The 20,920-nt window shown below is 57.8% G+C and carries 22 protein-coding genes and 1 riboswitch; of the genes, 9 read left to right on the top strand and 13 right to left on the bottom strand.

The window, feature by feature from the left end:
- The first annotated feature begins 306 nt into the window (after nucleotides 1–306).
- Nucleotides 307–1,647 (top strand): anaerobic C4-dicarboxylate transporter DcuB, encoded by a 1,341-nt coding sequence (dcuB, locus tag CWM53_RS16995; RefSeq protein WP_008808003.1) that lies wholly within the window; start codon nucleotides 307–309, stop codon nucleotides 1,645–1,647.
- Nucleotides 1,648–1,690: 43 nt separating this feature from the next.
- Here dcuB and CWM53_RS16990 read toward each other — a convergent pair whose 3' ends face one another.
- The 10 genes from CWM53_RS16990 to CWM53_RS16945 all read right to left on the bottom strand — a co-directional run bounded on the left by CWM53_RS16990 (nucleotide 1,691) and on the right by CWM53_RS16945 (nucleotide 10,463).
- Nucleotides 1,691–2,008, bottom strand: a complete 318-nt coding sequence (locus tag CWM53_RS16990; protein ID WP_008808002.1) for a PTS lactose/cellobiose transporter subunit IIA — start codon at nucleotides 2,006–2,008, stop codon at nucleotides 1,691–1,693.
- A gap of 3 nt (nucleotides 2,009–2,011) precedes the next feature.
- The gene (locus tag CWM53_RS16985) at nucleotides 2,012–2,317 is read right to left on the bottom strand and encodes a PTS sugar transporter subunit IIB (RefSeq protein ID WP_002884150.1); all 306 of its coding nucleotides are present in this window, start codon (nucleotides 2,315–2,317) and stop codon (nucleotides 2,012–2,014) included.
- Between the two features lie 171 nt (nucleotides 2,318–2,488).
- Nucleotides 2,489–4,021, bottom strand: a complete 1,533-nt coding sequence (locus CWM53_RS16980; RefSeq protein WP_165784264.1) for a sensor domain-containing diguanylate cyclase — start codon at nucleotides 4,019–4,021, stop codon at nucleotides 2,489–2,491.
- A gap of 315 nt (nucleotides 4,022–4,336) precedes the next feature.
- Entirely contained in the window at nucleotides 4,337–5,470 is a 1,134-nt protein-coding gene (thiH, locus tag CWM53_RS16975; RefSeq protein WP_074387393.1) for a 2-iminoacetate synthase ThiH, read from the bottom strand.
- Nucleotides 5,467–6,237: a thiazole synthase gene (thiG, locus tag CWM53_RS16970; RefSeq protein WP_100750816.1), complete on the bottom strand. Its 771-nt coding sequence runs from the start codon at nucleotides 6,235–6,237 to the stop codon at nucleotides 5,467–5,469. The genes thiH and thiG overlap by 4 nt, the downstream gene beginning before the upstream one ends.
- Before the next feature lies 1 nt (nucleotide 6,238).
- The gene (gene thiS, locus CWM53_RS16965) at nucleotides 6,239–6,439 is read right to left on the bottom strand and encodes a sulfur carrier protein ThiS (RefSeq protein WP_060876744.1); all 201 of its coding nucleotides are present in this window, start codon (nucleotides 6,437–6,439) and stop codon (nucleotides 6,239–6,241) included.
- Nucleotides 6,423–7,178, bottom strand: coding sequence for a thiazole biosynthesis adenylyltransferase ThiF (gene thiF / locus CWM53_RS16960; protein WP_074387391.1), 756 nt, complete (start codon nucleotides 7,176–7,178; stop codon nucleotides 6,423–6,425). Before thiF ends, thiS begins: the two co-directional genes overlap by 17 nt.
- A complete protein-coding gene (thiE, locus tag CWM53_RS16955) occupies nucleotides 7,171–7,806 on the bottom strand; it encodes a thiamine phosphate synthase (RefSeq protein ID WP_074387390.1) in 636 nt (211 codons plus the stop codon). The genes thiF and thiE overlap by 8 nt, the downstream gene beginning before the upstream one ends.
- Nucleotides 7,806–9,701, bottom strand: a complete 1,896-nt coding sequence (gene thiC / locus CWM53_RS16950; protein WP_100676584.1) for a phosphomethylpyrimidine synthase ThiC — start codon at nucleotides 9,699–9,701, stop codon at nucleotides 7,806–7,808. Before thiC ends, thiE begins: the two co-directional genes overlap by 1 nt.
- An 86-nt stretch (nucleotides 9,702–9,787) precedes the next feature.
- A riboswitch (TPP riboswitch) is annotated at nucleotides 9,788–9,912 on the bottom strand.
- A 53-nt stretch (nucleotides 9,913–9,965) separates the two neighbouring features.
- The gene (locus tag CWM53_RS16945) at nucleotides 9,966–10,463 is read right to left on the bottom strand and encodes an Rsd/AlgQ family anti-sigma factor (RefSeq protein WP_061156151.1); all 498 of its coding nucleotides are present in this window, start codon (nucleotides 10,461–10,463) and stop codon (nucleotides 9,966–9,968) included.
- A 94-nt stretch (nucleotides 10,464–10,557) separates the two neighbouring features.
- On the opposite strand from CWM53_RS16945, the gene nudC reads away from it, so the two are divergent.
- The 6 genes from nudC (at nucleotide 10,558) to CWM53_RS16915 (ending at nucleotide 14,920) form a co-directional block, all read left to right on the top strand.
- Nucleotides 10,558–11,331, top strand: coding sequence for an NAD(+) diphosphatase (gene nudC / locus CWM53_RS16940; RefSeq protein WP_074387388.1), 774 nt, complete (start codon nucleotides 10,558–10,560; stop codon nucleotides 11,329–11,331).
- A gap of 40 nt (nucleotides 11,332–11,371) precedes the next feature.
- Entirely contained in the window at nucleotides 11,372–12,436 is a 1,065-nt protein-coding gene (hemE, locus tag CWM53_RS16935) for a uroporphyrinogen decarboxylase (protein ID WP_074387387.1), read from the top strand.
- A gap of 12 nt (nucleotides 12,437–12,448) precedes the next feature.
- Nucleotides 12,449–13,120 carry a deoxyribonuclease V gene (gene nfi / locus CWM53_RS16930; RefSeq protein WP_074387386.1) on the top strand — a complete coding sequence of 224 codons (672 nt, stop codon included), beginning with the start codon at nucleotides 12,449–12,451 and terminating at the stop codon, nucleotides 13,118–13,120.
- A 42-nt stretch (nucleotides 13,121–13,162) separates the two neighbouring features.
- Nucleotides 13,163–13,753 carry a YjaG family protein gene (locus CWM53_RS16925; protein WP_060876751.1) on the top strand — a complete coding sequence of 197 codons (591 nt, stop codon included), beginning with the start codon at nucleotides 13,163–13,165 and terminating at the stop codon, nucleotides 13,751–13,753.
- A gap of 186 nt (nucleotides 13,754–13,939) precedes the next feature.
- Nucleotides 13,940–14,212, top strand: a complete 273-nt coding sequence (gene hupA / locus CWM53_RS16920) for a nucleoid-associated protein HU-alpha (RefSeq protein WP_002884342.1) — start codon at nucleotides 13,940–13,942, stop codon at nucleotides 14,210–14,212.
- A gap of 12 nt (nucleotides 14,213–14,224) precedes the next feature.
- Nucleotides 14,225–14,920, top strand: a complete 696-nt coding sequence (locus CWM53_RS16915; RefSeq protein WP_060876757.1) for a DUF1481 domain-containing protein — start codon at nucleotides 14,225–14,227, stop codon at nucleotides 14,918–14,920.
- A gap of 3 nt (nucleotides 14,921–14,923) precedes the next feature.
- Here the strand turns inward: CWM53_RS16915 and zraP are convergent, their stop codons facing one another.
- Nucleotides 14,924–15,361, bottom strand: coding sequence for a zinc resistance sensor/chaperone ZraP (zraP, locus tag CWM53_RS16910; RefSeq protein ID WP_074387385.1), 438 nt, complete (start codon nucleotides 15,359–15,361; stop codon nucleotides 14,924–14,926).
- Nucleotides 15,362–15,620: 259 nt separating this feature from the next.
- Between zraP and zraS the strand changes: the two genes are divergently transcribed.
- Nucleotides 15,621–17,015, top strand: coding sequence for a two-component system sensor histidine kinase ZraS (gene zraS / locus CWM53_RS16905; protein WP_074387384.1), 1,395 nt, complete (start codon nucleotides 15,621–15,623; stop codon nucleotides 17,013–17,015).
- Nucleotides 17,002–18,333: a sigma-54-dependent response regulator transcription factor ZraR gene (gene zraR / locus CWM53_RS16900; RefSeq protein ID WP_100730535.1), complete on the top strand. Its 1,332-nt coding sequence runs from the start codon at nucleotides 17,002–17,004 to the stop codon at nucleotides 18,331–18,333. The genes zraS and zraR overlap by 14 nt, the downstream gene beginning before the upstream one ends.
- On the opposite strand, the gene purD is transcribed toward zraR, so the two are convergent.
- Nucleotides 18,323–19,618, bottom strand: coding sequence for a phosphoribosylamine--glycine ligase (purD, locus tag CWM53_RS16895; RefSeq protein ID WP_060876755.1), 1,296 nt, complete (start codon nucleotides 19,616–19,618; stop codon nucleotides 18,323–18,325). The two genes, zraR and purD, sit on opposite strands and share 11 nt — an antisense overlap.
- Before the next feature lie 15 nt (nucleotides 19,619–19,633).
- The coding region (gene purH, locus CWM53_RS16890) for a bifunctional phosphoribosylaminoimidazolecarboxamide formyltransferase/IMP cyclohydrolase (RefSeq protein ID WP_100750815.1) at nucleotides 19,634–20,920 on the bottom strand (1,287 nt) is incomplete at its 5' end.

The following is a 20,920-nucleotide window of genomic DNA, read 5'->3' as shown; positions in this document are numbered from 1 at the left end:
ACATATTAACGCCGCATATTTTTAGCAATTAATTCATATAAAATATCCATTCCCCGTTCACTGGAAAAACCTTTATTTATATATGGGTAAAAGTTCTACTCATATCAAAAAATAATCAATCCAAAGGCGATATATTCAAAATACCTAATGAATCATGGGATTACTTCTGCTGCTTTATCTTCGGAGCTACTGCTCTGGAGAGGGATCGCCACATCTCATGCTTCTCCCGATAAGACGCAGAAATAATACCGGCAGGCAGGTGTTGGTCATTTCTTTTGGTCTGAGTGGACAGGCTCTGGGGGCTGCATGGAATTTGCGATACAACTCATTATTATCTTAATTTGTCTGTTTTATGGTGCCAGAAAAGGCGGTATTGCGCTGGGCCTGTTGGGCGGCATCGGTTTGGTTATCCTCGTTTTTGTGTTCCATCTCCAGCCGGGTAAACCGCCGGTTGATGTGATGTTAGTCATCATTGCCGTTGTGGCCGCTTCGGCGACGCTACAGGCGTCGGGTGGGCTGGATGTCATGTTACAGATTGCCGAGAAGCTGCTGCGGCGCAACCCGAAATATGTCTCGATCGTCGCGCCTTTCGTCACCTGCACGCTGACCATACTCTGTGGTACCGGACACGTGGTGTACACGATCCTGCCGATTATCTACGATGTCGCCATTAAGAATAACATTCGTCCGGAGCGTCCGATGGCGGCCAGCTCCATAGGCGCCCAGATGGGGATCATCGCCAGCCCGGTCTCGGTAGCAGTGGTTTCGCTGGTGGCGATGCTGGGGAATTTTACCTTTAACGGTAAACACCTGGAATTTCTCGACCTGCTGGCGATAACCATTCCGTCCACGCTGTTGGGGATCCTGGCGATCGGTATCTTCAGTTGGTTCCGTGGCAAAGATCTGGATAAAGACGAAGCCTTCCAGGCGTTTATTGCGGTACCGGAAAATCGCCATTACGTCTATGGCGATACAGCGACGCTGCTGGATAAAAAGCTGCCGACCAGCAACTGGATTGCGATGTGGATCTTCCTTGCTTCCATCGCCGTGGTGGCCCTGCTCGGCGCGTTTTCCGAACTACGCCCGGCCTTCGACGGTAAGCCGCTGTCGATGGTGCTGGTGATCCAGATGTTCATGCTGCTCTCCGGGGCGCTTATTATCATCATTACCAAAACTAACCCGGCGTCGATTTCTAAAAATGAGGTTTTCCGTTCGGGAATGATCGCTATCGTCGCGGTATACGGCATCGCGTGGATGGCGGAAACTATGTTCGGCGCGCATATGACCGAGATTAAAGGTGTGCTCGGAGAGATGGTGAAGGAGTACCCGTGGGCCTACGCCATCGTGCTGTTACTGGTATCTAAGTTTGTTAACTCCCAGGCGGCAGCGCTGGCGGCGATTGTGCCGGTAGCCCTGGCCATCGGCGTCGACCCGGCCTATATCGTGGCTTCTGCGCCGGCCTGCTACGGCTACTATATTCTGCCGACCTACCCAAGCGATCTGGCGGCTATCCAGTTCGACCGTTCAGGCACGACGCATATCGGCCGCTTTGTCATTAACCACAGCTTTATCCTGCCCGGGCTCATCGGTGTCGGTGTCTCCTGCGTGTTTGGCTGGGTATTTGCCGCAATGTACGGTTTTCTTTGAGAGGGGACGGGCGCCGGCAGCGGCGCCCGTTAAATCCGCGAGGTTACTGCGCGAGCGGCAGACGACGATAGAGTTCAATCATATCGGTCGCCAGATCCTGAATGACCATGGCGTTCATCAGGTGGTCCTGAGAGTGAACGGTGATCAGGTTGACCGGCAGCTTACCGGTACCTTCATCCAGGCCGATGAGCTGGGTCTGGATTTTATGCGCATGTTTGACGAACTCATGGGATTCGGCCATGGCCTGCTCGGCTGCCGCAAAGTCACCTTTCCGTGCTAACTGGAGAGCCGTGAGCGCCGCGCTACGTGCGGAACCGGCATTGACCAACAGCTCCATGATGATCGTTTCTAAATCTTCCATCGATTACTCCAGCATCTTAAGGGCTTTATCCAGAACGGCATCACCTTTCATCATGCCGTAGTCCATCATATCGATCACCGCGACTTTCTTGCCGAAGGGATCGGCCAGCGCCTGCAGTTTAGCCTGCTCATATTTCACCTGCGGGCCGAGCAAAATAATGTCGGCGGCGGCCAGGTTATCTTTAAACTCGGCGACCGGGACGGCCTTGATAGAAACCTCAACACCTTTCTTCTGCGCGGCATCTTGCATACGCTGAACCAGCATGCTGGTGGACATACCGGCGGCACAGCACAAAACGATATTCTTCATAGTCAGTGGCCCTTGTGTTCCGTGATGTCTTATCTTTATCGCGGCCCTGGCGATGCGACAACCGCTTTACCATGATTGTGTGTAAGTCATCACACAAAAATTGAAACCGGTTTCATTTTTGCCGGTAAAAATAAAAAAGCCCACCGAAGTGGGCGGCCGTGTCCTGTTGTCTTACGCGCGCAGGATGCGGTTTTTACCTTGTTGCTTGGCTTTGTAAAGCGCCTCATCGACGCTCACCACCAGTTTATCCAGCGGCTCCATGTTCCATTCCCCCAGTCCGGCGCTAAAGGTGACCGTCAAGCCATCTTCGCGCCAGGTACGCCGCTCGACGTTGACTCGCCATGTTTCCAGTAGTGTTCGGGCGTTATCGATATGTTCGGCAGGAAAGACCACCGCGAACTCTTCACCGCCGTAGCGATAAAGGGAAATCTCCAGCGGCTGGAGGACCTGCAGCCCCTCGCGGGCGACGTTGCGCAGGACGATATCGCCGTTGAGGTGTCCCCAGGTGTCGTTGATCGATTTGAAGTTATCTATATCGACCAGAGCGAGGGCGAAAGGTTGGTGATCGTTCATCAGCGCGGCGATATCGCTGTCGAAGGCGCGGCGGTTTTTGCAGCCAGTGAGGGCGTCGATGGTGGCCTGGCGGACGTAGGTCAGTTCGCGTTGCTTGTTGGTTTCAATTGCTTTACTCAGCATTGCCTCAAGGCGCGGAGCACGTTTGACGTCACCCGTTTTAATCGCATTGATGATATTCATCAGTACGGTACGGGAGGCATGACGCAGATAAAGGCCGAACAAAATGATGATGATCGCCGCGAGTGCGAAACCGCCGATCACTAAGTTCGTCTCATGGCGCGTCAGATTGATAAGGGTGGCGTTATCGACACGGTAAATCACGAACCAGTCGGGATTGGTAAAGGAGTAGTAGTAATACCAGGTATCGCTCCTGGTATCGTAAAGCTGTCCCTCTCCGCTGGTCATTTTATCCATCAGTTCGCCGCTGACGAAGGGTTTAAACAGCGCGCCCGGGTCGGAGTGCAGGACAACGTTGCCATCCCGCTGCACCACAAAAAATTCCCCCTGTACGGGGGCGACCATCTGCCGTAGTGCGAACCCCATGGAGGTGAGATCAAGATGAAAAGCCAGGCTGCCTTTGAGTCTACCCTCCGGAGTAATGATGGGTTTGAAAATGGTAATCGTCGGATGGTGGGTGAAATAATCCATATACGGGCTGGTGTAGTGGCTGAAGGTGCTGGCTTCCGCCTGTTTGATAAACCAGGGGCGCGTTTTCGGATCGAAGGCTTTACTGTCTTCATTTTGCAGCATCTCCGGAGCACGCAGATAGTGGCCCGCGGTATCCGCCAGCGAGATGGATGAGACGCTTGGCATCATGTTCTGTAACTGCATTAGCGTGGTTAACCCTTTCTCCGGATCAACATTCACCGCGTGATTGAGTGCGTCATTACGGGCGAAGAAGGTGGCCGCCCGTCCGAGGATAAAATCATTTTCCCGTAGCAGCGTTTCCGTGTAGTTGATGGCCAGGTTGTGGGTAAAGTTGCGGTTAATATCGTGATAATCTTCGAGAAAATCTTTCCGCTGTGCCAGGGTGACGAAAGTAGCAATCAGCATAAAACTGAGCAAAATGCCGGCAAACCCCACGACGATTGGTGTCGTAAAAGAGAGCTTTCTGTTGTGTAGCGCCATGAATCGTTAATCGTCCCGGATGTATAAACCAAGGGTCCGAACGCAGCTTGTGTCAGCGAGCCTGCCGATCGAATCAGTTAACTATTGCTCAATTATAACTCTGAGGCCTTCATCTATCGTGATTTATATTCGTCGATAATGAACTGGCCCTCGCGCAGCGCGGAGAGGCAGGGCGAAAATGAGGAAGAAAACGTTCGCCCTGGTCAGCGTCCGCTGCTGACCCGGGCAGAATAGAAAAACGGCGGCAATCGGGCGACTCCCCGTTTTTCATCTCTCGTGCAGGCACGCAAAATAATCAGCGGCTTGCAGCATACTTCATGATGATTGCGAGGCGCGTCCCAGCCAGCTGTCCCAGTCTTTCCATACCGGCTGCAGGCCACGGGCGGCTAGCGCGCTGGCAACCTCTTCAGGGCGGCGATCGTCATGTGGGGCAAATTGCTCGAGCTCCGGATGATCGTCGGCGTAGCCGCCCGGCTGCGTTTTAGAGAAGGCGCTGACGTTGTTAATTGCCAGCGGGATCACCCGGTCGCGGAACCAGGGTGATTCACGGGTTGAAAGCGACAGTTCAACCTCCGGCGCCAGCAGGCGGAAGGCGCAAATGGTCTGCACCAGTTGGCGCTCATCCATCAGCGAAGCTGGTTCAATACCGCCGGCACAGGGACGCAGGCGCGGGAAGGAGACCGAGTAGCGGCTGCGCCAGTAGCGCTGCTGCAGCCACAGCAGATGCTCGGCGACCATAAAGCAGTCCACCCGCCAGCTGTCGGAAAGGCCAATCAACGCGCCGAGGCCGATCTTGTCGATCCCCGCCTCGCCTAAGCGATCCGGCGTATCCAGCCGCCAGAAGAAATCCTGCTTTTTCCCTTTCAGATGGTGCTGGGCATACATGCTTTCATGGTAGGTCTCCTGATAGACCATTACCCCGTCGAGCCCCAGCGTTTTCAGCTCGGCATACTCTTCAGTCGCCAGCGGCTGCACCTCCATATGCAGCGAGGAAAACTGGCTGCGGATAGCCGGTAGGTGCTGGCGGAAATAATCCATCCCCACCTTGCCCTGATGTTCGCCGGTGACCAGCAGCAGATGCTCAAAGCCCAGGTCGCGGATCGCGGCGCACTCGCGGGCAATCTCGGCGGCATCCAGCGTCTTGCGCTTAATGCGATTGCTCATTGAGAAGCCGCAGTAGGTGCAGTCGTTGGCGCACAGGTTGGAGAGATACAGTGGCACGTAGAAGCTGACGGTATTGCCGAAGCGCTGGCGAGTGAGCCGCTGCGCGCGCTGGGCGAGGGGTTCAAGATAGTTGGCCGCCGCCGGTGAAAGCAGGGCCATCATGTCGTCACGGGTGAGCGGTTTGGCCGCCAGCGCCCGTTCGACGTCGGCGGCGGTTTTGCTGTTGATGCGCAGGCGGATGTCGTCCCACTCCAGCTGCCGCCAGCGATCGCTGAAGGTTTTCATGCCAGCGCCTCCAGGAATCCGGTCAGCGGGCTGGTGGCTTGCGCCTGCGTACTGCGTGCCCCCGGTCCGGCCTGACGCGCCAGTAATCCGGCATCGACTGCCATACGGAAGGCGCGGGCCATGGCCACGGGGTCGTCGGCGACGGCAATGGCGGTATTGACCAGCACCGCATCCGCGCCCATCTCCAGTGCTTGCGCCGCATGGCTCGGCACGCCAATTCCGGCATCGACCACCACCGGTACGGTGGCCTGCTCGATAATAATCTCCAGCATGGCTTTAGTTTCCAGTCCCTGATTGGAGCCGATCGGCGCGCCCAGCGGCATCACCGCAGCACAGCCAGCCTCTTCCAGCCGTTTACACAGCACCGGATCGGCGCCGCAGTAGGGCAGGACGACGAACCCTTCGCGGACCAGCAGCTCCGCCGCCTTCAGGGTTTCAATCGGGTCGGGCAGCAGCCAGCGGGCATCCGGGTGGATCTCCAGCTTCAGCCAGTGGGTACCCAGGGCTTCCCGCGCCAGGCGGGCGGCAAACACCGCCTCTTCCGCCGTCTTGGCGCCTGAGGTATTCGGCAGCAGGCTGACCCCCGCCGCCAGCAGCGGGGCGAGGATAGCGTCATTGTGCTGGCGTAACTCGACGCGCTTCATCGCCAGGGTCACCAGCTGGCTGCCCGAGGCGCGAATCGCCTCAACCATCACCTCCGGGGCGGCGAATTTGCCGGTACCGGTAAAAAGATGGGATTCAAACGTTTTGTCTGCAATACGTAACATGTCAGCCTCCAGCGATAACCTGAAAAAGCAGGATCCGATCGCCTTCCTGCAAGAGATGATCTTCCCACCGCTCGCGCGGCAGGATGTGTTGATTGAGCGCCAGCGCAACGCCCGGCTGCAGCTGTTCGAGCTGGGTCAGCAGGGCGCTGACGCTGAGATTGTCGGCACATGCCAGCGGCTCGTCGTTAAACCAAATCTGCATGTCGCCCTCCGCACACTGGACAGCTCCGGGAGCGCTGTAGCGCCAGGTTGCGCCAGTTGCTGGTGCGGGCGTCGAACAGCCGCAGGGTATTACGTGGCGTCGTCATTCCGCTGAGCAGCTTAATCGCCTCCAGCGCCTGCAGCGTGCCCATCATGCCGACGACCGGGCCGACGATCCCCGCGGTGCGGCAGTTACGTTGCGGTTCGTCGCTATCCGGCCACAGGCAGCGATAGCAGCCCTGCGTCCAGGGGGGCGTCAATACCATCAACTGACCGCCGAAGCCGACGGCGCTGGCGGTCACTAACGGGGTGTCGAGGGCGACACAGGCGGCGTTGATTGCCTGGCGGGTCACCATGTTATCGGTGCAGTCCAGCACCACGTCCGCTTTCGCCACCTCAGCGCGCAGCGCCTCGCCGCTCAGACGTTGCTGGAGCGCAACCAGTTTGATCTGCGGGTTTAGCTGACTGAGCCGGGTCTTTGCCGCCGCGGCTTTTGGCCGGTCGATATCCTCGCTGGTGAACAGGATCTGCCGCTGTAGGTTGCTGAGATGCACCGCGTCGTCATCGGCCAGGGTCAGCGTCCCGACGCCCGCTCCGGCAAGATAGAGCGCCGCCGGGGAGCCCAGCCCGCCAAGGCCGATAATCAGCACCCGGCTGGCTAACAGTTTCTGCTGACCCTCGATGGCAATATCCTCCAGCAGCAGCTGGCGGCTATAGCGCATAAAGTCGTGATCATTCATCGCCTGCTCCCGCCAGCGCCAGCAGCTGGTCGGTCGCTGCCCGCCAGTTCGCCGCCTGGGTAATGGCGCTGACCACCGCGATGCTGCCGACGCCAGTCGCCAGCACGCCCGGTGCTTTATCAAGGCTAATCCCGCCGATCGCGACGGTGGGGTAATCCGCCAGCCGCTGAATATGCCCGGCAAGTTGCTTGAGGCCCTGCGGCGCGGAAGGCATCTGTTTGGTTTGTGTCGGGAAGACGTGACCCAGTGCGATGTAGGAAGGTCGAGCCGCCAGCGCGACGTCAATCTCCATATCGTCATGGGTGGAAACACCAAGGCGCAGCCCGGCTTTGCGGATGGCGCTCAGATCGGTGGTTTCCAGATCTTCTTGCCCCAGGTGTACACCGTAGGCCTGGTGCTTAATCGCCAGCTGCCAGTAATCATTAATGAACAACCGGGCGTGATACCGACGGCCAAGGGCGATGGCGGCGATGACGTCATCTTCAACGTCGCTGTCGCGTTGGTCTTTGATGCGCAGCTGAATAGTACGCACTCCCGCCTCCAGCAGGCGCTCAATCCACGCCACGCTGTCAACCACCGGGTAGAGTCCGAGACGAAATGGGACGGGTGGAAAATCAGGTTGATACATCAGGCTTCCTCCTGTTTGAGGTAGATTTCGCCGCCACGGGCGCGGAAGTTATTCGACATATCGGCCATTCCGGCGTCGATGGCCTGCCTGGCGGCGTAGTCGCGGACTTCCTGGGTGATCTTCATTGAGCAGAATTTCGGCCCGCACATGGAACAGAAGTGGGCGACTTTGCCGGACTCCTGCGGCAGGGTTTCATCGTGATAGGCCCGCGCGGTGAAGGGATCGAGCGCGAGGTTGAACTGGTCTTCCCAGCGGAATTCGAAACGTGCTTTTGACATCGCGTTATCGCGGATCTGCGCGCCCGGGTGGCCTTTCGCGAGGTCAGCGGCGTGGGCGGCAATTTTGTAGGTAATCAGCCCCTGCTTCACATCCTCTTTGTTGGGCAGGCCGAGATGTTCTTTTGGCGTGACGTAGCACAGCATGGCGCAGCCGAACCAGCCGATCATCGCCGCACCAATGCCGGAGGTGAAATGGTCGTAGCCTGGCGCGATGTCGGTGGTGAGCGGCCCTAAGGTATAGAACGGCGCTTCATGGCAGTGCTCCAGCTCTTCAGTCATATTGCGGCGGATCATCTGCATCGGCACGTGGCCGGGGCCTTCGATCATCACCTGCACGTCATACTCCCAGGCGATTTTCGTCAGTTCGCCGAGGGTGCGCAGCTCGGAAAACTGCGCCTCGTCGTTGGCATCCTGGATCGAGCCGGGGCGCAGGCCATCGCCGAGGGACAGCGAAACGTCATAGGAGGCGCAGATTTCGCAGATTTCGCGGAAGTGCTGGTAGAGGAAATTTTCCTGATGGTGCGACAAGCACCATTTGGCCATGATTGAACCACCGCGCGACACGATACCGGTCAGGCGCTTCGCGGTCATTGGCACGTAGCGCAGCAACACGCCAGCGTGAATCGTGAAGTAGTCGACGCCCTGTTCGGCCTGTTCCAGCAGGGTATCGCGGAAGGCTTCCCAGGTGAGGTTCTCGGCAATACCGTTGACCTTCTCCAGCGCCTGGTAAATCGGGACGGTACCAATCGGCACCGGGCTGTTGCGCAGGATCCACTCGCGGGTTTCGTGGATATAGCGGCCGGTGGAGAGGTCCATCACCGTGTCGGCGCCCCAGCGGGTTGACCAGACCAGTTTTTCCACCTCCTCTTCGATGGAAGAGGTCACCGCCGAGTTGCCGATATTGGCATTCACTTTCACCAGGAAATTGCGGCCGATAATCATGGGCTCAGATTCCGGGTGGTTGATGTTGGCCGGGATGATGGCGCGCCCGGCGGCAACTTCATCGCGGACGAACTCGGGGGTAATGTTTTCCGGCAGGCGGGCACCGAAGCCTTCCCCGGCATGCTGCTGGCGCAGAACCTCGCTGCGGATACGTTCGCGACCCATGTTTTCGCGAATGGCGATGAACTCCATCTCCGGGGTGACGATCCCCTGGCGGGCGTAGTGCAGTTGCGTCACGCATTTGCCAGAGACGGCGCGTTTGGGCGTCAGCAGGCCGCTGAAGCGCAGCTCATCGAGGCCGTCGTCGGCCAGCCGCGCTTTAGTGTAAGCCGAGCTACGTTCGCTGAGCGGAGCGCAGTCGTTACGCGCGTCGATCCATGGCTGGCGCAGCTTTGCCAGCCCCTGGCGGACATCAATGTCAATATCCGGGTCGCCATAAGGCCCGGAGGTGTCATACACCGGAATCGGCTCATTGGCTTCGTACTGGGGATGGTCGTTATCGCCGCCGACGAGGGTCGGGCTGAGCTTAATTTCACGCATCGGGACGCGGATATCCGCTTGTGAGCCGTGAATGTAGATGCGGTGTGAATTGGGAAAAGCGGTACCTGCCAGCGTATCAATGAATCGCTGTGCGTGCTCGCGTTGTTCCCGACGGGTGAGTTTGGTAGTAGACATAGCGCATTCCAGTTAAACAAGGAGATGGCTTGTCAGACGACGGATGGAGTAACAGATGCGACCAGTCCATAACGGAAAGGTGCGACCAGCAGTTTACTCTTGTTCCCTTCGCAGGTATTAGCCTGATCAGGTTCCGCGGATCCCGAATTAACGGTCTCAGCCTTTTCCACGTTAGCCTGCGCATGGAAAATAGGCACTCCGACAAGATGACATCCCCTCCGGAGAGGGGGAATGGAGGTAAACTACTCGTTAATTGCGCACAACTCAAGCAGTCGGCGCAATATTATCGTGCACGTCATTGCTCAGGTTATGCGCGACGGCAAGGGCGATCAGTTTATCTTCCAGCGCAAAACGTGCTTCCAGCGACTCGCCGATATCCGACAGCGCCTGCTGAAATTCAAGGTAGTTATCGTGATCGATAGCGTTTTCGAGGCAGGTATCGTAGTAGTCCATCATCTGCTGGGTATTGGCTTCCAGCTGTGGATAAAGCCGGGTGGCGGCTAAAAGTGGGGTATCGCCTTCCATTTCGCCAATAATGCGTTCATAAATACTAAAATGACCAGATGAGAGGTAATCCACCAGACTTTGGCAAAAGTCATCCAGCGCTCTTTCGTTAAGCCGCATAAATGATTCTTTGCCCGGTTTCAGGCCAACCAGATTGTAGTAAGCCACGAGCAGATGCTTACGCACTTGTAGCCAGCGATCGACCAGTTCATTACTACCGCCAACGCGCTCCGTCAGGTTTTCCAGCTGGTTTAGCATGATTGACTCCGCAAGTTTTGATTTTAAATCTGCTCACCAAAATGTAAATATAATGTTAACAACATGCCAGTGAAGCAAAGGTAGTGCAATAGATATGGATCGTATTATTGAAAAATTAGATCGCGGCTGGTGGGTTGTCAGTCACGAACAAAAATTATGGTTGCCTGGTGGAGAATTACCACATGGCGAAGCGGTTAATTTCGATCTTGTCGGCCAGCATGCGCTGCATATTGGCGAGTGGCAGGGCGAGTCCGTCTGGATGGTGCGTCAGGATCGCCGTCATGACATGGGATCGTTACGCCAGGTGCTGGATCAGGATCCGGGGCTCTTCCAGTTGGCGGGGCGAGGGATCCAGCTCGCCGAATTTTATCGATCGCATAAATTTTGCGGCTACTGTGGCCATCCGATGCATGCCAGCAAAAGCGAATGGGCAATGCTGTGCAGCCACTGCCGTGAACGCTACTACCCACAAATTGCTCCTTGCATTATCGTCGCTATCCGTCGCGACGATTCGATCCTGCTGGCGCAGCATACCCGGCATCGTAACGGCGTGCATACCGTGCTGGCCGGATTTGTCGAAGTGGGTGAAACCCTTGAGCAGGCCGTCGCCCGAGAGGTGATGGAGGAGAGCGGCATCAAGGTGAAAAACCTGCGTTATGTGACCTCTCAGCCGTGGCCGTTCCCGCAGTCGCTGATGACCGCCTTTATGGCGGATTACGCGGATGGCGATATCGTGGTCGACAAAAAAGAACTGCTGACCGCGGACTGGTACCGCTTTGACAATCTGCCGCTCCTGCCACCGCCGGGAACGGTAGCGCGACGCCTGATCGAAGATACGGTGGCGATGTGTCGGGCAGAGTTCGAGTGACATGTTACACTGGGCGCATCAACGCTAAAGGAATGTAAAAATGACCGAACTGAAAAACGATCGTTACCTGCGCGCGCTGCTGCGTCAGCCGGTTGATGTCACCCCGGTGTGGATGATGCGCCAGGCGGGCCGCTATTTACCGGAGTACAAAGCCACCCGTGCGCAAGCGGGCGACTTTATGTCGCTGTGTAAAAATGCCGAGCTGGCCTGCGAAGTGACGCTCCAGCCGCTGCGTCGTTACCCGCTGGATGCGGCGATCCTCTTTTCGGACATCCTGACGATCCCGGACGCGATGGGTCTGGGGCTGTACTTTGAAGCCGGCGAAGGCCCGCGCTTCACCTCGCCGGTAAAAAGCAAAGCCGACGTCGACAAGCTGCCGATCCCGGATCCGGAGCAGGAACTGGGCTACGTAATGAACGCCGTGCGTACCATTCGCCGCGAACTGAAAGGCGAAGTGCCGCTGATCGGCTTCTCGGGTAGCCCGTGGACGCTGGCGACCTACATGGTGGAAGGCGGCAGCAGCAAAGCGTTCACCGTGATCAAAAAGATGATGTACGCCGAACCGCAGGCGCTGCATGCGCTGCTGGAGAAGCTGGCGAAAAGCGTCACCCTGTATCTCAACGCGCAGATCAAAGCCGGCGCGCAGTCGGTGATGATTTTCGACACCTGGGGCGGGGTGCTGACCGGTCGCGATTACCAGCAGTTCTCGCTCTACTATATGCATAAAATTGTCGATGGCCTGCTGCGGGAAAATGAAGGCCGCCGCGTGCCGGTGACCCTGTTCACCAAAGGCGGTGGCCAGTGGCTGGAAGCGATGGCGGAGACCGGCTGTGACGCGCTGGGTCTCGACTGGACCACCGATATCGCCGACGCTCGCCGTCGCGTAGGTCACAAAGTGGCGCTACAGGGCAATATGGACCCGTCGATGCTTTATGCGCCCGCCCCGCGTATTGAAGAGGAAGTGGCGACTATTCTCGCCGGCTTCGGCCAGGGCGAAGGCCATGTCTTTAACCTTGGTCATGGCATCCATCAGGATGTCGACCCGCAGCATGCGGGCGTCTTTGTTGAAGCGGTGCATCGTCTTTCCGCACCCTATCACCAATAGGAGATAAGCCGTATGGACTTAGCCGCACTACGTACCCAACAGCAACAGTTAGCCGCATCGGTCGAGCGAGCGGATCGACTGGATCGCGACCCGCCGGCGTTGATCGGCGGCGCGGATGTCGGGTTTGAGCAGGAAGGGGAAGTGACCCGAGCTGCAATGGTGCTGCTGACCTGGCCTGAGCTCGAGCTGGTGGAGTATCAGGTGGCGCGCGTCGCCACCACCATGCCGTATATTCCCGGCTTTCTCTCGTTTCGCGAAACACCTGCGCTGCTGGCGGCGTGGGAGCAGCTTTCGCAGAAACCTGACCTGCTCTTCGTTGACGGCCACGGCATCTCCCATCCCCGGCGGCTCGGCGTCGCCAGCCATTTTGGTCTGATGATTGACGTGCCGACCATTGGCGTGGCGAAAAAACGGCTGTGCGGAAAAATTGGCGAAATGGGTGATGAGCCCGGCGCACTGGCCCCGCTGATGGATAAAAATGAGCAACTGGCCTGGGTCTGGCGCAGCAAAGTGCGCTGCAACCCGTTGTTTATTAGCACCGGCCATCGGGTGGGGATGGACAGCGCCTTAATGTGGGTCGAGCGCTGTATGCGAGGCTATCGTCTGCCCGAGCCGACGCGCTGGGCCGATGCAGTGGCTTCCCGTCGTCCGTCGTTCGTGCGTTGGCAAGCAAATCACGGCTGATTCAGGTACACTGCGCCTAATTTCTGACTTCGAGAATTCATCATGTTACAAAACCCGATTCACCTGCGCCTGGAGAAGCTGGAAAGCTGGCAGCATGTCACCTTTATGGCTTGCCTGTGCGAGCGTATGTACCCTAACTACGCTATGTTCTGCAAGCAAACCGAGTTCGGCGACGGCCAGCTGTACCGTCGTATCCTGGACCTGATCTGGGAAACGCTGACGGTTAAAGATGCGAAGGTGAATTTCGACAGCCAGCTGGAGAAGCTGGAAGAGGCGATCCCGGCGGCAGATGATTTCGACCTGTACGGTGTTTATCCGGCGATCGACGCCTGTGTGGCGTTGAGTGAACTGATCCATTCGCGTCTGAGTGGTGAAACACTTGAACACGCGATTGAGGTAAGCAAGTCATCCATCACCAGCGTGGCGATGCTGGAAATGACCCAGGCTGGTCGTGAAATGACCGATGAAGAACTCAAAGCGAACCCGGCGGTAGAGCAGGAATGGGATATCCAGTGGGAAATTTTCCGCCTGTTGGCCGACTGTGAAGAGCGTGACCTTGAGCTGATAAAAGGTCTGCGCGCGGACCTGCGTGAGGCCGGTGAGAGCAATATTGGTATAAATTTTCAGCAGTGAGACCAGAAAACGTGATTTACCGCCTGAATTGTAGCGTCTGAAGGCTTCCATTCCGCCCCCCGTCTGGTCTACATTTGGAGGGCGAAAAAAAGTGGCTATCGGTGCGTGTATGCAGGAGGGTGCTTTTTTGGCATTTCCGTCGCACTCGATGCTTAGCAAGCGATAAACACATTGTAAGGATAACTTATGAACAAGACTCAACTGATTGATGTAATTGCGGACAAAGCTGACCTGTCCAAAGCACAGGCTAAAGCTGCCCTGGAATCTACCCTGGCTGCAATTACTGAGTCTCTGAAAGAAGGTGATGCTGTTCAACTGGTTGGTTTCGGTACCTTCAAAGTGAACCACCGCGCTGAGCGTACTGGCCGCAACCCGCAGACCGGTAAAGAGATCAAAATCGCTGCAGCTAACGTGCCGGCATTTGTTTCTGGCAAAGCACTGAAAGACGCAGTTAAGTAAGACCGCGTGGCAGTGAACAGTTTTATCGAAGGGGCTATTAAGCCCCTTTTGTCTGTCTGGCGCCGACCTCTGGCGCTGGCGGGCATCCTGTTGCTGACTGCCTGCAGCCATAACGCCTCGCTTCCTCCGTTTACCGCCAGCGGTTATGCGGATAATCAGGGGGCGATGCGCATCTGGCGTAAAGATTCTGGCGATGAAGTTCATCTTCTCGCCGCCTTCAGCCCGTGGCGTCACGGGGACACCTCGACCAGCGAATATCGCTGGCAGGGCGATCAATTGACGTTTATCGAACTCAATGTCTACGGCAAGCCGCCGGAACATATTCGCGCCCGCTTCGACGCGCAGGGCGATCTCAGCTTTATGCAGCGGGAAGTCGACGGGCAGAAGCAACAGCTCTCCAGCGACCAGGTCGCGCTGTATCGTTATCGCGCCGAGCAGATCCGCCAGACCAGCGATGCTCTCCGGCAGGGACGCGTCGTCCTGCGTCAGGGGCGCTGGAACGCTGCCGCGCATACCGTGTTGACCTGCGAAGGTCAGACGGTTAAGCCTGACCTCGATAGCCGGGCCCTGGCGCATATTGAACGTCGCCAGAGTCATTCCTCCGCCGCGGTGAGCATTGCCTGGCTGGAGGCGTCTGAAGGCTCTCAACTACTGCTGGTCGCCAATGAAAACTTCTGCACCTGGCAGCCGACGGAAAAAAGCTTCTAACGATTACCAGTGGTTCATGCCCATATGACCACCGCCGTTACCGCGGCAGCCGTTGTATCCCATTCCTGCGCCGCGGGGAACGCCTGCCTCAGCCAGGGCGACATCAAACTTCACCCGCTGCTGATCCAGCTTCTGGCGTAAGCCTTCCATCTCCTGAGCGACGGCTTCAATCTTTCCGCTATCCGGTTTTTGCGCCGTGAGCAGTGCGTTGTATTCATAGCGTTTGGACTGCAGCTGCTGGCGCAGGGCGCTGGTTTGCGCATAGTAATCGTTATGTAGTTTCTGCGCGGTGGCCTGTTGCTCCTGGGTCAGCTGACTGTAACCCTGATTGCCCATCCCGTTGTTATTGCCCCAGTGATGGTTGGCCCAGGCCGCGTTGCTGCCAAAGGTCAGTGCGGCAAGGGTGATGAGGGAGAGAGGTAAGGTACGGTTCCGTTTCATGGCATTATCTCCTGTGTGGTTTCTCTTGTTGTTGCATCTTCCATGCCAGCCTGAAAAAGCCCGCCCGTACGGGCCTGCCGGAGGAGCCGATGGGGAAGGTGAGTAAAAATGACCCGTTCCTGGCGGGTCAGGCGAGTCATTTTTACTCACTAAACCGCGGGCGATATGTTTGAGAACAGGATTGGCGGCGTGGGAAAATGGCATGATTTCTGCTGAAGGATCCTGGTGAAAGCGAAAAGGAGATGACAAGGACTCGCCGATGAAGATCAAACCTTTCTCCCGGGACGTTGCCGCTGATGCCCTGAGCTGGCTGCTGACCGGCACAATTGTGCTGTTGGTTATTCTGTTTTCCACGATGATCGTCCGTGACTATGGCCGCGAAACCGCTGCGGCCCGGCAAACCATCGAAGAAAAGGGGAGCGTGCTGATCCGGGCGCTGGAGTCCGGCACGCGGGTCGGGATGGGGATGCGTATGCATCACGCGCAGTTGCAGGCGCTGCTGGAAGAGATGGCCTGGCAGCCCGGTGTGCTGTGGTTCGCGGTGACCGATGAAGACGGTAAAATCATCGCCCACAGCGATCCGCAGCAGGTGGATAACGCGCTGTACAGTCCGGCGCAGATGCGCGAACTCAACGTTAGCGAACAGGCCCGCTGGCGCCGGCTTAGCGAGCCGCAGCCAGCGCTGGAGATCTATCGCCAGTTTCGCCCGCTCAATCCTGCTCGCGGCCATCATATGGGGATGATGAATCGCGGCAACAGCGTGCTGGCTCAAACCACCGTCCCGCAGGTGATTTTTCTCGCCTTTGATAGCCGCGAGCTGGATGCGGCGCAGGCCCGCGGCCAGCGTAACATGATGATCATGCTGGGCGCTGCGGCGCTGGTCATCGCGGCGACGATCCTCGCTCAGTTCTGGTTCCACCGCTATCGTCGCTCACGCAAGCAGTTGCTGGAGGCGATGGCCCGCAAAGAAAAGCTGGTGGCGCTTGGGCATCTGGCGGCGGGGGTCGCGCATGAGATCCGCAATCCGCTCTCTTCGATTAAAGGGCTGGCGAAGTATTTTGCCGAGCGAACTCCCCCAGGCGGCGAAGCGCAGCAACTAGCGCAGGTGATGGCCAAAGAGGCCGACCGCCTGAACCGGGTGGTCAGCGAGCTGCTGGAGCTGGTCCGACCCGCGCATTTAAATTACCAGCCGGTGGATATCAACGCGCTTATCCGGCACTCATTGCAGCTGGTAAGCCAGGATGCGCAGAGTCGCGGGATCGCGCTGCAATTTACTCCGCGCCCTGAGCTAACCACGATCAACGCCGATGCTGACCGCCTGAACCAGGTGCTGTTGAACCTGTACCTGAACGCGATGCAGGCGATTGGCCGCGATGGCGTCATTCGCGTATCGGCAAGCGAAGCCGATCGTCAGAGGGTGAAGATTGTTGTCACAGATAGCGGTAAGGGGATGAGCGATGAAGAGCTGCAGGCCATCTTCACGCCGTATTTCACTACCAAGGCGGACGGCACCGGGCTGGGACTGGCCGTAGTACAGAATATTATCGAACAACATGGCGGGACGATCCGCGCCGAAAGTCAGCCGGGGGCTGGAGCGATATTTACGCTTTGGCTACCGGTGGTGGCTCAACGGAGGGAAGATGAGCAGCGATAAGGTACAGATTCTGGTCGTTGATGATGACATCAGCCACTGCACGATCCTGCAGGCGCTGCTACGCGGCTGGGGCTATCAGGTGGCATTAGCTCACAACGGCCTGCAGGCGCTGGAGCAGATCCATCAGCAGGTCTTCGACCTGGTGCTGTGCGATATCCGTATGGCGGAGATGGACGGTATCGCGACGTTAAAAGAGATTAAGGCCTATAACCCGGCGATACCGGTGCTGATCATGACGGCGTTTTCCAGCGTTGGCACGGCGGTAGAGGCCATTAAGTCCGGGGCGATGGATTATCTGGTCAAACCGCTGGATTTTGACACTCTGCAGCAGACGCTGGTTCAGGCGCTGGCGCACACGCAACAGAGCGAGAGCGATCCCAGCGTTGCGACGTATTCACGGTGGGGCATGATTGGTGATAGCCCGGCGATGCAGGCGCTTATCAACAATATTACGTTGGTGGCGCCCTCAGATGCGACGGTGCTGATCTGCGGCGAATCGGGAACGGGTAAAGAACTGGTGGCGCGCGCCATCCACGCCTGCAGCGAGCGCCGCGAGAAGCCGCTGGTGACGCTAAACTGCGCGGCGCTGAACGAATCGCTGCTGGAGTCCGAGCTGTTCGGCCATGAAAAAGGGGCTTTTACCGGGGCGGATCGGCGGCGGGAAGGGCGTTTTGTCGAGGCGGATGGCGGCACGCTGTTCCTCGATGAAATTGGCGATATCTCACCATTGATGCAGGTGCGTCTGCTACGGGCGATTCAGGAACGCGAGGTGCAGCGCGTTGGCAGTAACCAGACGCTTGCCGTTGATGTGCGGCTGATTGCCGCCACCCATCGCAATCTGGCGGAAGAGGTGAGCGCCGGGCGTTTTCGCCAGGATCTCTATTACCGCCTGAATGTCGTGACCATTGATATGCCGCCGCTGCGTCAGCGACGGGAAGACATTCCTCTGCTGGCGCAACACTTTCTCAAGCGTTATGCCGAACGTAACCGCAAAACGGTGCAGGGGTTTACGCCGCAGGCGATGGATCTGCTGATCCACTACGCCTGGCCGGGTAATATCCGTGAGCTGGAAAATGCGGTGGAGCGGGCGGTGGTGCTGCTGACCGGAAACTATATCTCCGAGCGAGAACTGCCGTTGGCGATAGCGGGCACGCCGCTGCCGTTTGGTGATAGCGAGAACGCGCTGATTCAGCCGTTAGTGGAAGTTGAAAAAGAGGTGATTCTGGCGGCACTGGAGAAAACGGGCGGCAACAAAACCGAAGCCGCCCGTCAGTTAGGCATTACGCGGAAAACGCTGCTGGCTAAACTTAGCCGTTAGCCTTTTCACGTTCGATGGCGCGCCAGCCGATATCGTTACGGCTAAAGCTGCCGTCCCAGCGAATATCGGTCAGCAGTTGATAGGCGCGCTGTTGCGCCTGCGCCACGGTTTCACCCAGCGCGGTCACGCACAGCACGCGCCCGCCGTTGGTGACGACGCGCTGGTCGTCTGCCAGTTTGGTGCCGGCGTGGAAGACTTTACCATCTGCGGCTTCCTGCTGCGGCAGGCCGAAGATCTCATCACCCGTGTTGTAATTGCCCGGATAGCCGCCGGCGGCAACCACCACGCCCAGCGACGCGCGGTCATCCCACTCAGAGGTTTTCTCGTCCAGCTTGCCGGCGCAGGCGGCGAGGCACAGCGCTACCAGGTCGGATTTCATGCGCAGCATGATCGGCTGGGTTTCCGGATCGCCAAAGCGGCAGTTGAACTCAATCACCTTCGGGTTACCCTGCTTGTCGATCATCAGACCGGCATACAGGAAACCGGTATAGGTATTGCCTTCGGCGGCCATGCCTTTCACCGTTGGCCAGATAATCCGCTCCATGGTGCGCTGATGGACTTCATCAGTGACCACCGGCGCCGGGGAGTAAGCGCCCATACCGCCGGTGTTGGGGCCGGTATCGCCGTTGCCGACGCGCTTGTGATCCTGGCTGGTGGCCATCGGCAGGACGTGCTCGCCATCGACCATGACAATAAAGCTGGCCTCTTCGCCATCGAGGAACTCTTCAATCACGATGCGGTGGCCTGCATCGCCAAAGGCGTTGCCGGCCAGCATATCTTTGACCGCCGCCTCAGCTTCCTCAAGGGTCATCGCCACGATAACGCCTTTACCCGCTGCCAGACCGTCAGCTTTGATGACGATCGGCGCGCCTTTCTCGCGCAGATAAGCCAGCGCAGGCTCGACCTCGGTGAAGTTCTGGTATTCCGCCGTCGGGATATGATGACGAGCGAGGAAATCTTTGGTGAAGGCTTTTGAGCCTTCCAGCTGCGCGGCGCCTTCGGTTGGCCCGAAGATGGTTAGCCCTGCGGCACGGAATGCGTCAACCACGCCAATGACCAGCGGCGCTTCCGGGCCAACGATGGTCAGATCGATGTTTTCATCCTGCGCAAAGCGAAGCAGCGCCGGAATATCGGTAACGCCGATGGCGACGTTTTGCAGCGACGGCTCCAGCGCGGTACCTGCGTTGCCCGGCGCGACGTAGACGGTATCAACCAGTGGCGACTGGGCCGCTTTCCAGGCCAGCGCGTGTTCGCGCCCGCCGTTGCCGATTACTAATACTTTCATCTGTAGCTCCGTGAATTAATGGCGGAAGTGGCGCATGTCGGTGAAGATCATGGCGATACCATGTTCGTCAGCGGCGGCAATCACTTCGTCGTCGCGGATAGAGCCGCCCGGCTGGATCACACAGGTGATGCCCACTGCGGCTGCGGCATCAATGCCGTCGCGGAACGGGAAGAATGCGTCAGAGGCCATGGCGGAACCTTTCACTTCCAGACCTTCGTCACCAGCTTTAATCCCGGCAATTTTCGCTGAGTAGACGCGGCTCATCTGACCGGCGCCTATCCCGATGGTCATATTGTCTTTGGCATAGACGATGGCGTTGGATTTGACGAATTTCGCTACTTTCCAGCAGAACAGTGCATCGCGCAGTTCCTGCTCGCTTGGCTGACGTTTGCTGACCACGCGCAGTTCGCCCGCGTTGACCATGCCGAGATCGCGGTCCTGAACCAGCAGGCCGCCATTGACACGTTTGAAATCGAGGCCGGCAACGCGAGCATTCCACTGACCGCAGGTCAGTACGCGGACGTTCTGCTTCGCGGCGGTGATCTTCAGCGCTTCTTCGCTGGCGGACGGTGCGATGATCACTTCGACGAACTGGCGAGAGATGATCGCCTGCGCGGTTTCCGCATCCAGCTCGCGGTTAAAGGCGATGATGCCGCCGAAGGCGGAGGTTGGGTCAGTTTTATAGGCGCGATCGTAGGCATCGAGGATCGAGTCGCTGACGGCAACGCCGCATGGGTTAGCGTGCTTAACGATCACGCAGGCTGGCTCATTGAACTCTTTCACGCACTCCAGCGCCGCATCGGTATCGGCAATGTTGTTATAGGAGAGCGCTTTGCCCTGCAGCTGAGTGGCGGTCGCTACGGAGGCTTCTTTTACATTCTCTTCTATATAGAAGGCAGCTTGCTGGTGGCTGTTTTCGCCGTAGCGCATATCCTGCTTCTTAATGAAGTTCAGATTCAGGGTGCGCGGGAAGCGGCCAGCGGCTTCTTTGCTTTCACCGTGATAGGCCGGGACCATGCTGCCGAAGTAGTTAGCGATCATGCTGTCGTAAGCGGCAGTATGTTCGAAGGCTTTAATCGCGAGGTCGAAGCGGGTGTTCAGCGTCAGGGAGCCTTCGTTGGCGTCCATCTCATTAATGATGGCGTCGTAGTCGCTGCTCTTCACTACGATAGCGACGTCTTTATGGTTCTTCGCGGCGGAGCGCACCATGGTCGGGCCGCCGATATCAATGTTTTCCACCGCGTCTTCCAGCGAGCATCCTTCACGAGCGACGGTCTGGGCAAATGGGTAGAGGTTAACGAC

The sequence above is a fragment of the Klebsiella sp. A-Nf5 genome (assembly GCF_002810545.1).
Lineage (GTDB): Bacteria > Pseudomonadota > Gammaproteobacteria > Enterobacterales > Enterobacteriaceae > Klebsiella > Klebsiella variicola.
Note: the sequence above shows the minus strand (reverse complement) of the source record. Positions and strands in the feature narration are given on the sequence as shown.